This window comes from Halohasta litchfieldiae (genome assembly GCF_002788215.1).
Lineage (GTDB): Archaea > Halobacteriota > Halobacteria > Halobacteriales > Haloferacaceae > Halohasta > Halohasta litchfieldiae.
Window position 1 is genome coordinate 3,299,467 of sequence record NZ_CP024845.1, and the last position, 11,674, is coordinate 3,311,140.

Annotated in this window: 14 protein-coding genes, 1 tRNA gene and 1 pseudogene; 9 read left to right on the top strand and 7 right to left on the bottom strand. The window is 60.5% G+C overall.

What is annotated here, in order from left to right; genetic code table 11:
* Window positions 1-72 precede the first annotated feature (72 nt).
* Entirely contained in the window at window positions 73-420 is a 348-nt protein-coding gene (locus tag HALTADL_RS16810) for a metal-binding protein (RefSeq protein ID WP_177171947.1), read from the top strand.
* 42 nt (window positions 421-462) lie between these two features.
* Here the strand turns inward: HALTADL_RS16810 and HALTADL_RS16815 are convergent, their stop codons facing one another.
* Entirely contained in the window at window positions 463-822 is a 360-nt protein-coding gene (locus HALTADL_RS16815; protein WP_089673353.1) for a response regulator, read from the bottom strand.
* A gap of 61 nt (window positions 823-883) precedes the next feature.
* A complete protein-coding gene (locus HALTADL_RS16820) occupies window positions 884-1,561 on the bottom strand; it encodes a hypothetical protein (RefSeq protein ID WP_089673352.1) in 678 nt (225 codons plus the stop codon).
* Window positions 1,562-1,651: 90 nt separating this feature from the next.
* Here HALTADL_RS16820 and HALTADL_RS16825 point away from each other — a divergent pair, with 90 nt between their 5' ends.
* Complete coding sequence (locus HALTADL_RS16825; RefSeq protein ID WP_089673351.1) at window positions 1,652-2,140, top strand: TRAM domain-containing protein; 489 nt, start codon at window positions 1,652-1,654, stop codon at window positions 2,138-2,140.
* Window positions 2,141-2,218: 78 nt separating this feature from the next.
* On the top strand, window positions 2,219-2,731 hold the full coding sequence (locus HALTADL_RS16830; RefSeq protein WP_089673350.1) for a Tfx family DNA-binding protein: 513 nt from the start codon (window positions 2,219-2,221) through the stop codon (window positions 2,729-2,731).
* Between the two features lie 64 nt (window positions 2,732-2,795).
* On the opposite strand, the gene HALTADL_RS16835 is transcribed toward HALTADL_RS16830, so the two are convergent.
* The gene (locus tag HALTADL_RS16835; protein ID WP_089673349.1) at window positions 2,796-3,092 is read right to left on the bottom strand and encodes a DUF7091 family protein; all 297 of its coding nucleotides are present in this window, start codon (window positions 3,090-3,092) and stop codon (window positions 2,796-2,798) included.
* A gap of 202 nt (window positions 3,093-3,294) precedes the next feature.
* Between HALTADL_RS16835 and HALTADL_RS16840 the strand changes: the two genes are divergently transcribed.
* The 3 genes from HALTADL_RS16840 (at window position 3,295) to HALTADL_RS16850 (ending at window position 5,424) form a co-directional block, all read left to right on the top strand.
* Window positions 3,295-4,227, top strand: a complete 933-nt coding sequence (locus HALTADL_RS16840; RefSeq protein WP_089673348.1) for a replication factor A — start codon at window positions 3,295-3,297, stop codon at window positions 4,225-4,227.
* Window positions 4,224-4,898, top strand: a complete 675-nt coding sequence (locus HALTADL_RS16845) for an RPA family protein (protein ID WP_089673347.1) — start codon at window positions 4,224-4,226, stop codon at window positions 4,896-4,898. Before HALTADL_RS16840 ends, HALTADL_RS16845 begins: the two co-directional genes overlap by 4 nt.
* 121 nt (window positions 4,899-5,019) lie before the next feature.
* Entirely contained in the window at window positions 5,020-5,424 is a 405-nt protein-coding gene (locus tag HALTADL_RS16850; protein ID WP_089673346.1) for a ribbon-helix-helix protein, CopG family, read from the top strand.
* 16 nt (window positions 5,425-5,440) lie between these two features.
* Here the strand turns inward: HALTADL_RS16850 and HALTADL_RS16855 are convergent, their stop codons facing one another.
* Window positions 5,441-5,899, bottom strand: a complete 459-nt coding sequence (locus HALTADL_RS16855; protein WP_089673345.1) for a DUF5814 domain-containing protein — start codon at window positions 5,897-5,899, stop codon at window positions 5,441-5,443.
* Window positions 5,900-6,042: 143 nt separating this feature from the next.
* Between HALTADL_RS16855 and HALTADL_RS16860 the strand changes: the two genes are divergently transcribed.
* Window positions 6,043-6,115, top strand: a tRNA-His gene (locus HALTADL_RS16860).
* A gap of 419 nt (window positions 6,116-6,534) precedes the next feature.
* Here HALTADL_RS16860 and HALTADL_RS16865 read toward each other — a convergent pair.
* From HALTADL_RS16865 to HALTADL_RS17500, 3 genes and pseudogenes are all read right to left on the bottom strand, one after another.
* Window positions 6,535-8,163, bottom strand: a complete 1,629-nt coding sequence (locus HALTADL_RS16865) for a bacterio-opsin activator domain-containing protein (protein WP_143054178.1) — start codon at window positions 8,161-8,163, stop codon at window positions 6,535-6,537.
* A gap of 12 nt (window positions 8,164-8,175) precedes the next feature.
* Window positions 8,176-8,433: pseudogene (locus HALTADL_RS18090) on the bottom strand (PAS domain-containing protein); the annotation flags it as partial.
* 17 nt (window positions 8,434-8,450) lie between these two features.
* Window positions 8,451-8,786 (bottom strand): hypothetical protein, encoded by a 336-nt coding sequence (locus tag HALTADL_RS17500; protein WP_089673343.1) that lies wholly within the window; start codon window positions 8,784-8,786, stop codon window positions 8,451-8,453.
* Between the two features lie 437 nt (window positions 8,787-9,223).
* On the opposite strand from HALTADL_RS17500, the gene HALTADL_RS16875 reads away from it, so the two are divergent.
* Complete coding sequence (locus tag HALTADL_RS16875) at window positions 9,224-10,162, top strand: transposase (protein WP_015911568.1); 939 nt, start codon at window positions 9,224-9,226, stop codon at window positions 10,160-10,162.
* A 69-nt stretch (window positions 10,163-10,231) separates the two neighbouring features.
* Entirely contained in the window at window positions 10,232-11,662 is a 1,431-nt protein-coding gene (locus tag HALTADL_RS16880; protein ID WP_089673765.1) for an extracellular solute-binding protein, read from the top strand.
* Window positions 11,663-11,674 lie beyond the last annotated feature (12 nt).

Genomic DNA, 11,674 nt, shown 5'->3' on the forward strand with positions numbered 1-11,674 from the left:
AGGATGCGAAGCCCGTACTGTCGTCGACTGGGACACCGAACCTGTTTTCATGCCGCTGTGAGTAGAGCCGCTGTGGCCGAGACAGACAACTGGCGGTCGGCGCTCGCGGCGACCGGCGAGCTACAGCCGGAGATTGTCACCGCCATCCTCTCGGCCCACGGCGACCGCGGCAGCCGGGCCATCGAAGCGGTTTCCGAACGCCGGGTGAAACGCTACCGGGATTTCACTGTCGTCGTTGGCTACGAGGAAGAGTACGTGATCGAAGATGGCGGTTGTTCCTGCAAGGACAGCCAGTACAACCTCGATCCGGCCGATCCGGACCAGCGGTGTTGGCATGCGCTCGCCGTGGATATTGCCGACCGACTGGGCGTCGTCGACGAACACGATATGTGGTACTCGGACGTGCGGGAATTCATGTGATTGCGGACAAAAGGCAGCCGAGAAAAACGGGGTAGGAACCAACTACTCAAGTAGCGAGTCGAACTCCTCGTGGAGTTTGGGTTCAGAGATCGGTTTGGTCACGTAGCCGTCAGCGCCGGCTTTGGCGGCCGCTCGCATCTTTTCTTCCTGTTCGACGCTCGTACACATGACGATAATCGTCTCCGGAGAGCGGTTTTTGATCTCGGTGAGTGCCTCGATGCCGGTCATCTCCGGCATCACGATATCCATCGTAATTACGTCCGGATCGAGTGCGTCGAACTTTTCGATGGCCTGCTTCCCGTTTTCGGCCGTGTCGACGATTTCGAACCGATCATCGAGCGTGTCGGAGACGACGGTCCGCTGAAACGACGAGTCGTCTACGACAAGCGTCCGAAATGCCATACGAGGCAATCGGATCGAACTGTATATAGACCTTATCCATGTCGTATTTGTTAGGAAATAATTAGGTTTGCGCGCTCGTCGCCAGCACGATATACAGTAGTGGCCCGAAAGCCGACGCGAGTGCGGCTGTAACCCATGGATCGAGCGAGCCACTGCGGACCACGCCGACCGCGAGGAGTCCGGCCGCCGTGAGCAGACCCACCACTGGTACGACGCTGCGACGGCGGCGGCTCACGCCGGTCGACCGGGCGGCAAACAGGGTTGCGGCGAGAAAGACGAGTAGTGCGCTGATCGATCCCGCGGTCGACGCGCCGCTTGCGATCCCAGCGGCCAGCAGCCCCACTGCGAGGAGTGTCCCAGTGCGTTCGACCAGCCGTGGTTTGAGCCACGTCGGCGGCGTTCCGTACTGTGCGGCGTAGGCCGCGACGGGGAGGAAGACGACCAGCGCGAGCAGGAACCCGAACAGCAGCGAGCCAAGCGTTGTCGACGACAGCCGGAGCACGTCGAGGACGACGCCGACCCCCGCGAGACCAGCGACGCCGGTGACCGCTCGCGGGGGCAGGACCGTCGTCGGCTCGTCGTCGTTGTAGATCGCGTAGGCCGCAAACGGGTAGCCAAACAGGACACAAACGATGACCGCCGAATAGAACTCGCCGACCGAAAACAGGACGAAGCCGCCGAATACAGTGCCGAGCAGCCCCCCAGCGACCAGTGCAAGCTCGGGTGCATAGCGGTTCATACGCATTTGTGCGACGGCCGGCCAAAGAGCATCTCGGTTCGTCTCCCCGCTGGCGGAAGCGTTTAGACGGCTCCCTGATTACGGAGAGATATGCCGAACTGTCCACTGGCGGATGACTGCCCAAGCTTCTCCGAGCGAATCCAAGGCATGGGCTGTCAGCATTACGGTGATCGTGGCGGGGCTGAGTGGTGCCAACACTACAACATGCCGATCAGCGAGCTGAAACAGCAGCCGATCAAACCCGGCGAGGAAGTCATCGTCGACGTCACCGACATGCACCAAAGCGGTGCCGGTGTCGGTCGCACTGATGACGGCTTTATCGTCTTCGTCGACGGTCTCCTTCCGGAGGCACGGGCCAAAGTCCGCATCGACCGCGTGCTGTCGAACCATGCCAAAGCCAACGAGGTCGTCGAACGACTTCCCCTCGTTGACGAGGACGGCGAGGAAATCGATCCCGACGAGGCCGACAGCGATGCTGACGGCGAGGAAAGCGATGCCGACGACGGCGACAAGCCAACCCGCGACCGCGGGACGGATCGGGAAAACCTCGGCAGCCGCGAGAACTTCTGGGGCGGCTAACCTCGCCACAGGCCAGCGTCTGACCCGGTGGACAGTCAGAACTGTAGCTTTTTCCGCACCGCCTCCGAACCGATAGTTATGACAGACGGGACCGACACCGAGACCGACCGGTCACCCCCCGAGACGGTCGACGAGTTCGATGTCGACGCACTCCTCGAACGGGCTGGGTTCGATGCGGAGACGAACGTGTTGACACGCCGCCAAGCCGAGGTGTTGGCACTCCGAGAGCGGGGGATGCGCCAGCGGGATATCGCCGACCGGCTTGGCACCTCACGGGCCAACGTCTCGAACGTCGAGACCAGCGCACGGGAAAACATCACGAGCGCCCGCGAAACGGTCGCCTTTGCGGAGGCTGTCGGGTCCCCTGTTCAGGTCGAGATTCCAGCCGGAACCGATCTTTTCGACGTGCCGACACTGGTATACGACGCTTGTGACGAGGCTGAGGTGAAGGTCCAACACACTGCCCCGGAGCTAATGACTGTCGTTAGTGATGCTGCCAGCGATGCGGTCCAAGGCCGCGCTGTTCACGAACGACTCTTGATCGGCGTCACCGACGCTGGCGAGGTTCGCGTCCGCCAGTCGACCGAGTAGGGTGTCACTACCGAGTAGCGCGTTGCTACTGAGTAGGGCGTCACTACTGGTCCGTAGCCGCTGCTTACCAGGTTTCGACGATCCCATCTCGGATGTCCTCGACACAGCCGACACAGTCGGTGTGGTCCGGATCAAAACAAGCCGGCTTTCCCTCGTTGTCCAGCGCGACCGCTCGCTTTTCGGCATAGCGTCGACAGACAAGCTTTGCACGGCCTGCCTCGTCGACCGGGAGCGCTTCGACTGCCTCCGGCGGGCTGTCGGTGTCGCCCTTCCCCTCGCTGTAGGCACGGCGCGTGCGTTCGTACCCCTTCCCGAGTTCCCGGAGTCGGTCGCGCATGAACTCCTCGAAACGCTCGTCCATACTCGCTCTGTGGGCCGCCGCCTGTATAGGTTCGTTGGGCGTCACGCTCGATACATCACTGGCCGACTGCGTCGACCTGTCTTACACTCTCTCCGGCGCAGTCGTGCGATTTTACATCCACTCCGCTCCCGGTAATTTTTATACGATTGGGTCCCAACCGACGTATGTCTCCCATTGAAAACAGAGCGGAGACAGTGAAATCATGACAGAGTTGCAGACCCACGCAGCCGAGATTGCAGAACAGTTCTCGGACCATATCGATGTGAGTACCGACGAGATCGAAGCACGCCTTGAGCAACTGGTAACCGAATACAAAGTCCCAGTCAGCGAGGCCAAACGCAGCGTCACCAACAGCTACCTCGACGAGGCGGATCTCGACCGCGACGAGTTGGGCCGCGGCGGCGCAGACGCCGTCCTCGTCGATGAGATCGATCAGGACGAGCAGTGGGTCGACGTGACCGTCAAGGTCGTCGACCTCTGGGAACCTCGCAGTGACTCGATCTCGCAGGTCGGACTCGTCGGCGACGAGTCAGGCCGAATCAAGTTCGTTGCCTTCGAAACCTCCGAACTCGACGAGTTGGAGGAGGGCGCGAGCTACAAGCTCGGCAACGTCGTCACCGACGAGTATCAGGGCGACTACTCGATCAAACTCAACCGAACGACGACCATTACCGAACTTGACGAGGAAATCGAGGTCGGCGACAACTCGACCACTGTCGAAGGCGCGCTGGTCGACGTCCAGTCCGGCTCCGGACTGATCAAACGCTGTCCGGAGGAGGGCTGTACCCGCGTGCTCCAGAACGGTCGCTGTTCGGAACACGGCGAGGTCGACGGCGAGTTCGACCTCCGAATCAAGGCCGTCATCGACGACGGCCACGAGGTCCACGACGTGATCTTCAACCGCGAGGCCACCGAGGAACTCACCGGCATCGAGCTTGAAGGGGCCAAACAGCAGGCCAAAGACGCCCTCGACACGACCGTCGTCGCCGATGGGATTCGTACGGACATCGTGGGCCGCTACTACCGCGTGGCTGGCCCGACGCTGGGCCGGTACGTGTTGGCAAACGAGTTTGAGCTGCTGGATCGACCAACCGAGACAGATAGTCTGCTGAGCAGAGCGAGGTCCCTCTCATGAGCACAGACGATTCAGTTCCAACCCGAGAAGTCGCCCACCGCGTGTTCGCCGGCGAGTTCAACGACGCCAGCTACACGTTCAAGGAGTCCGACGACGACCGCGCGCCGGTCTATCTCCTGTTGCCGAGCGGTGCGAAGGCCAACCGCGTCTTCTTCGTCGGCACGCTGACCGAGACCGACGACGTCGGCAACGACAACGAGTACTGGCAGGGCCGGATCGTCGACCCGACGGGGACGTTTTTCGTCTACGCGGGCCAATACCAGCCCGAGGCCGCCAGCATGCTCCGCGAACTGGAGTCACCGGCCTACGTCGCAGTGGTTGGCAAACCGCGGACCTACGAGACTGACGACGGCGATGTCGCGGTCTCGGTGCGTCCGGAATCGATTACGACCGTCGACGCCGCCACGCGGGACCGGTGGGTGAGCGAGACCGCCGAGCGAACGCTCGACCGGATCGACGGCTTCGACGAGGAGACAAATGAGTACGCCAGAATGGCCAGCGAGCAGTACGGCGATGACCTTTCGACGCACAAAGAGACGGTCATTTCGGCGCTCGAAAGTCTGGATGGCGACGGTGACAGCTCGGACGAATCGGCCGACGAAGTTCCGGATGAGTTCGTCGACGATAGCGGGCAGGCCGACCCTCCAGTCGACGGCAGTCCAGACGCGTAACACGAGCACTGCAGTCGACGCGGATTTTTTCGGAGCAACCCGCTTGCTCCCGTCTCTGTGGGGCTGTCTGACAAACGATTAAGTAACCGGAGCGTGCAGAGACATCCAGAGAGGCCCCACAATGGGAAATAAGAACAAGACGATCTCGTTTCGGGTCAACGAGGACGCCTTCGAGACGTTGCGGGAGATTGCCGAACAGCGGGACATCTCGCTGTCGGCGGTGTTTCGCGACTACGTCGACATGCTGGTCGACCACAACGGGCGCGTCGACGTCGTTCCCGAGGACGAACGCGGCGAGCGGCAGGACTCCGAGGAGTTCCCGCCGAGCGTCGAAGTGCCGAAAAGCTTTATTCGGGAACACGAGCGGCTCGAACTCGAAGCCGACCATCTCCGCGAACAGTTGGAAGAACACAAACAGTATCTGAACCATCTACGTGAGCAGGTCGACGCCGACAGCGACGAGGAGGTTATTTTCCTCGAAGATCTCGACAGCGACGCCGACGAGCCATCGTTCCAGATCGGGTAGTGGCTTTTATTCGGCGTTAGCCGTTGGTTAATTCGCGTTTTGCGTCGTAGAGCTCTTGGCTTCGGTCGCTCCCGGCTTCGGTTTTAGCGAGTGCCTCGGCGGCTTCCAGTGTTCGGACTGACTGATCGAGGAAGGATAGTATGTCGCCCGAGTAGGCGTACAGCATGTAGTCGTCGCCCATCACGTTGACAATCTGGTCGGGACCGAACCCCTCCGCGCGGAGTTCCAAGAGATAGGAAATGAACTTGCGTTCGGCACAGCCACAGTAGGGGTGGGCCTTGCAGTCACAGTCGAGGAAGTCCTCGGCGAAATCCAGCACGCGGTCCTGAGTCGTCGTATCGAGGTTGGCGAGGCTGTTGCCGGTAAACAGTAGGTCGAGGGTCGCTCCGGCGAAGGCGCTCTTCGGAAAGCTCGTCTCCAGTTGGGAGGCGAGCTGTCGGTGGTTTTTGACGTAGATCTTGTCCGTGATGGCCACAGCTACGTGGTCGTAGCAGTGCTGGCCTGAAAAACGTCGCGTTCGGGCGTGTGGGTGGTCGACGTGGGGTATGACAGGGCTCCTCGCGGCGAACCCCGAGTCGTAACGTATTTCTTTACGAGTAAAGAAGCCACAAGTGCGTGTCCGGGTTGGGGTAGTGGACTATCCTTCAGCCTTGTGGAGGCTGAGACGCGGGTTCAATTCTCGCACCTGGACCTTTCTGCGACGAACACTCACGTGAGGCGCTGAAATCTCGTCTGGTGACCGTCATCCTGTGAATGTCTCTTCTGTAAAAAACATAGCTACAGGCACTAACCTAATGACTTAGGGGAGTTGTTTTACTGTTTCCGTTGCCTCCCTCAGAGTGCAGACACCGGTACAGCATCACCGACCCATCCCCCGCCGGTGGTGTTGGCTGTTGGTCACTCTGCCCTCGTCCCGCCCCTCGGCTGTCCTGTCGGCCCTCCCCCACGCCGCTGTCCGTCGACTCGGCCCCCCACCGATCCCCCGTCGACGGCACACACGCTCTGTGAAATCCACAGAGAGGCTGTCCCCCGCAGCCCACTTTCTCACGCCAACAATGCAGCCAAGACTGTTCCGGATCGGCCACTACTGAATTCCAAGAGTCAGTGCTGTCAGGTCGACGCCGGAACCGAAAACACCGAGTCGAACAGTTTTCGCTGGGCGATCCGGAGATGCTGGTGGAACGTCGGGGCCGACACACCGAGTGTTGCGGCGATCTCCGCGCCGGAGGCGTCGCGTGGCCAGTTGAAAAAGCCCGAATAGACGGCTGTCTCAAGCACAGCCCGCTGTCGGTCGGTCAGCTCATGGGTCATCACCCGATGGACGCGAGTGAGTGTGTCGTCGCTCCGCGTGATCTGTCGACGCCGCAGGAGTTGGGCTGTCGGGTAGGCCTCACGAACGGCATCGATGACTCGGCGAGCGGTGACGGTTGTGGGGAGGTGAATCGTCATCCGAAACTCGCCGCCTTCGATTGTCGACTGTTGTACGTAGCCACCGTGGGATGCCACGGCGGAGACGACTGGCGGCGCTGACAGCCGCAGTTCGAAGCGGGCCGGATCGACCGCATCGTCGATGATTCGCACTGACTCGAAGTGGGGGAGTCGCTCGACGAGTGCCTCAAGCGTGGGGAGTGCGACTGTGTCGACCGTGCCGTACTGGAGGAACCCTTCGTTGCCGGTCGGCACCGCATAGTCGAAGCTAATTTGCCCGTCAGTAGTCGGGTCGACACCGACCGAGGACAGCATCGCCGGCACACTGAATGCCAGTTCGGTCACCTCGTCGCTCATGAGTGCCTGCTTGCGCTCGGTGGCCGCAATCGCGTGGCCGACTACTTCCCCGAGCTGTGCGATGACGTCCCGTTCCTTCCGTTCGAACGCTTGGCGACGATCTGCATACACATTCAACACACCATAGATCGTCCCGTCGTGCGCAATCGGGATCGCGGCCGAAGAGCGCCAGCCGTAGGATTCGACCCGCCCTCGCCACGGTTCGTAGCGCGCGTCCGTATCGAGATCCTGAGTCGTCTGGATCCGGCCGGTTCGGAACGCTTTGCCAGTCGGCCCATGGCTCCGCTCGTCTTTCGGGTCGACCGAGATCGTGATTTCGTCGAGATAGCCCTCGACGCCAGCTTCAGCCCGCAGCGAGACCATGTTCGTGTGCGTATCTACCTCACCGATCCACGCGAACTGGTAGGAGTCGGCGGCCGCGAGGTGCTCACAGACTGTCTGCTCGATCTCTTCCCGGGTCGACTGGCTGATGACGGCATTTGTGATCTCACTGACGACCTCGTTGAGGCTGTTGAGGGCCGCGAGCTGCTCGCGGTGGCGTTCGAGTTCACGCAGGTGGGCCTTGCGTTCGGTGATATCTCGGGTAACGCCAACACGACCGGTCCCTGATTCGGTATCCAACAGGACGAACTGATTGTGGACGTTTCGAGTCTGCCCATCCGGGGCCACGATATCCGTTTCAAATTCAACCACGTCGCGCTCACCGTCGAGCAATTCGTGCCACACATCTTGATCAGTGTCGACGAAGGCGTCGCCGAAAAACGTCGAGCCGTGAGCACCGAGCAACTCAGCCCGTGTATGGGCGGACATCGAGACGAACGCATCGTTGACAAAGACGAACAATCCCTCGCCATCGGTTGCATAAACCCCGTCGTTGACCGTCTCGATCATCCGCTCGAACTGCTCTAACTGATGTTCGCGTTTGATCCGTTCAGTAACGTCTTGGCAGTACACCGAGATACCGTCCTCGGAGGGATGAACGTGATTTTGGTACCACGTCTCAAACGGCTTATAGAAAGTCGTAAACGAGATCGACCGCTGGGTTGTTTCGGCCTCTGTGAACGCCGCTTCGGCCTCCGGTGAGAGTTCGAACGCCTCCCAGATGTGCTCACCGATGAGTTCACCGGCAGGAGTTCCCAGAATCTCACCTGCGCGTTGGTTGACATACGTGAACTGACGGCTGCTGTCGAGCGCATAGAACCCGTCGTCGACACGCTCGAAGATCCCTTCGAGTTCGTTTTTTAGCTCGTCGCGCTGGCGTTCGAGCTGTCGGGCCTGCTGTTTGGCCTCGACGAGTGATTCGAACTCCGTGTACTGGCTCTGGGACCATCTTTTTGATTAGTGCTGTCTGCCTCCGAGGTTGAGGCCGACGGTGGCTGCCACCACACCCGCGCGCTGGCTCCCACCTTCTTGGTTTCGAGCCAGTCGGCGGCGACGAGTCGCTGGAGTCGTTCGTAGGTGCTCCGTCGACCGAGATCGAGCTGTTGGGCCACCTCCGGTGTCGTCAGCGGTTCACCCCGAACAGTGAACACGGCGAGCGTTTCCCGAAGCGACTCCGTGATCGGTACACTGGACATCGGCTGATATAGGTGGGGTGCGGTGTATCAACTCTCCGTCGGTGGAGGGTGAGCCGGCCGTATTCGGCTCTTATCGGTCGATTATATGCATCTACCTGTTCGTACAGACTAGCTGTCGACGTGTATCTGGATACGATCTCTTGACTGCGTTGGAGGCTTCGGCTCGCAGTTGACAGCCATCGGTGTTCGATCCACCATCCGTGGCGGCCGCACCACTACCATACGAGAGTAGATATTGTGTCAACAGTTGGCAAACACAGCACCGGTACAGTCGCTGTTTCACTCACCACAACACTCACCACAGTTGATTAATAGTTCTCTATACGTCGAGGGTGTCATAGAAAGCGTCACACACGAAGACGCAGGATGTTGGAACTGTGTCTACGAGCGCCAGCATCCTGCAAGAGGAGACTTCTATCGACGAGTTCTTCAATGTAATGGCGACCGAGACGCTCGCGTTGTTCGAGCATCTTGAGTTCGACTTTCTCGAAGAATTCGATGTGTTCGCCCCCGCTCGCCGGGGGCGAACACGAGATCATCACCCACCAGCACTCTTCCGAGCGTTCCTGCACTGCTACTACAAGAACGTCTACGGCATCCGTCCAGTCACGCGAGAACTCCAGAACACGGTCGTCTGGCTCAGCTGTGGCTTCGATCGACCGCCGTCGAGAGACGCGGTCGATCGCTTCCTCACCGACCTCGAACACGTCGTCGACGAGGTCTTCGACCGCCTCGTCGAGCAGGCCGCCTGCCGCGGCCTGCTCGACTTGACCTACTCCATCGATTCCACCGACGTGAGGACGATGCCCGCCGACCAAGACGCGTCGAAAGGCTACGATCCAACCGCCGAAGAGTACTACCACGGCTACGGCTGTACGATCGTCTCGACCGGGCAAAAGATCCCGATTGCCGCGGAGTTCACCGAGAGCAAGCAAGCGCCAGAGGAGACGGCGATGCGCGTCACGTGTGACGCGCTCGCCGTCGAGAAACCGATCTGGATGCTTGGAGACAGCGCCTACGACACGCTCGGCTGGCACGACCACCTGCTGGCCGCAGGGGTCGTGCCAGTCGCTCCGTACAACGCACGAAACACCGACGATCCGAAAGACATCGAGTACAGGGTCGAAGCCCGCATCGACGAACACAGCGAGGACGTTCAGCTGAAGCAATCGACGCTAGACGAGACGTACAACCGCCGGAGTGGAGTCGAACGAACCAACGACGCCGTCAAGGACTGCGGCCTCGGGCACGTTCGCGCCCGAGGCCGCGTCCACGCACGAGCACAAGTGTTCCTCGCGCTGTGCCTTCGTCTCGTTATTGCGATCACCAACGACGAACGCGGAGACAATCCAGGAAGCACCGTCATCACGCTATGAGAACTATTCTATGACACCCTCACTGATGGCAAAAATATTTATGATTAATCATGAGGAACATCTGTTCATATGGCACAGGAAAGAAAAAAGAATCAAAAATCAGCTACAGGGCCAGTATCCAGACGCCGGTTCGTTCAGGTAGCGGGAGTCACCGGAATGGCCTCAATAGCGGGCTGTTACAGCGCCAGTGGCTCCGAGGGAGTCGAGATTCTGGGCAACCAGAACCTCGCCCAAAGCATGGATATCCAGGCGTTTTACGACGCTGGTGTCTCGGAGGATATCGGGATCGAGATCACCGCTGGGCCGGAGGATACCGACGCGCGGGCCGAGGAGTTCGTGACGTTGCTCGATGCCCAACAGGAGAGCCCGGACATCATGGTGATGGACAACGGGTGGACGATCCCGTTTATTGTCCGAGAGAGTGTCGTCAATCTCGAAGCAGAGATGGACAACGGGTTCATCGAGGAGGTCAAATCCGAGAGCTTCGACATGCTCGTCGAGACGGGGAGCCATCCCGACACCGGCGAGCTGTGGGCGATCCCCTTCTTCCCGGACTTTCCGACGATGCAGTACCGGAAGGATCTGTTTCGGGACGCTGGCTACGCCGACAGCGAGTTCGACACGTGGTCGACCGACCCACCCTCGTGGGCCGAGTGGAGCGCCAGTGTCGCGGAGGTCCACAACAACGCCGATGTCGACTACGGCTACGTCTGGCAGGCCGACAGCTATCCCGGCCTCTCGTGTTGTACGTTCAACGAACTCATGTCGAGCTACGGCGGCGCGTACTTCGGCGGGCTTGAGACCCTCTTCGGCCCCGTCGGTGAGCGTCCGATCACCGTCGAGGAGCCACCGGTCATCGAGGCGCTCAACGTCGCCCGAGATATGGTCACCGGCAGCAGTGCAGCCAGCCAAGAGATCGCCCAGTGCTCACCCAACGTCGTCTTCGGCTGGACCGAACAGGAGACCGACGGCGCATTTGTCGGCGACACCAACGCGGTGGCGATGCGCAACTGGACCTACACGATTCCGATGGCCGACGAGCAGTTCACCGGCGGCCAAGAGTTGGGTGTGATGCCGATGCCCTACGGTGTCCCGGAAAGCGAGGCCGCCAACGAGGGGCTCGGTGGCACGACCGCGGCACTGGGTGGGTGGCTGGTAGCAGCTAATCCCAACACCACCGATCTAGAGTCGACGCTGGAGGTCCTCCAGGCGTTCCACTCGGAGGAAGTCCAAGCCGCACAGCTGAATGGTCCCGGCTTCATCCCCCACCAGCCCGATCTCGTCGAGAGTCTCGCTGGCGACCATCCGGCGTTCGGCGACTACTCCGAATCGTTGCGGATCGCCGGCGACAACACCGTCGCGCGACCGGTGACGCCGGTGTGGTCACAGCAGTCCCAGCAGGCCTACCAAGAGATCAACGACGCCCTCCAAGGCAGAAAACAGCCGACGGAAGCGATGGGTGACTTAGAAAGTGCGCTCGTCGACTTGGAGAACATCTAGACACAATCCACA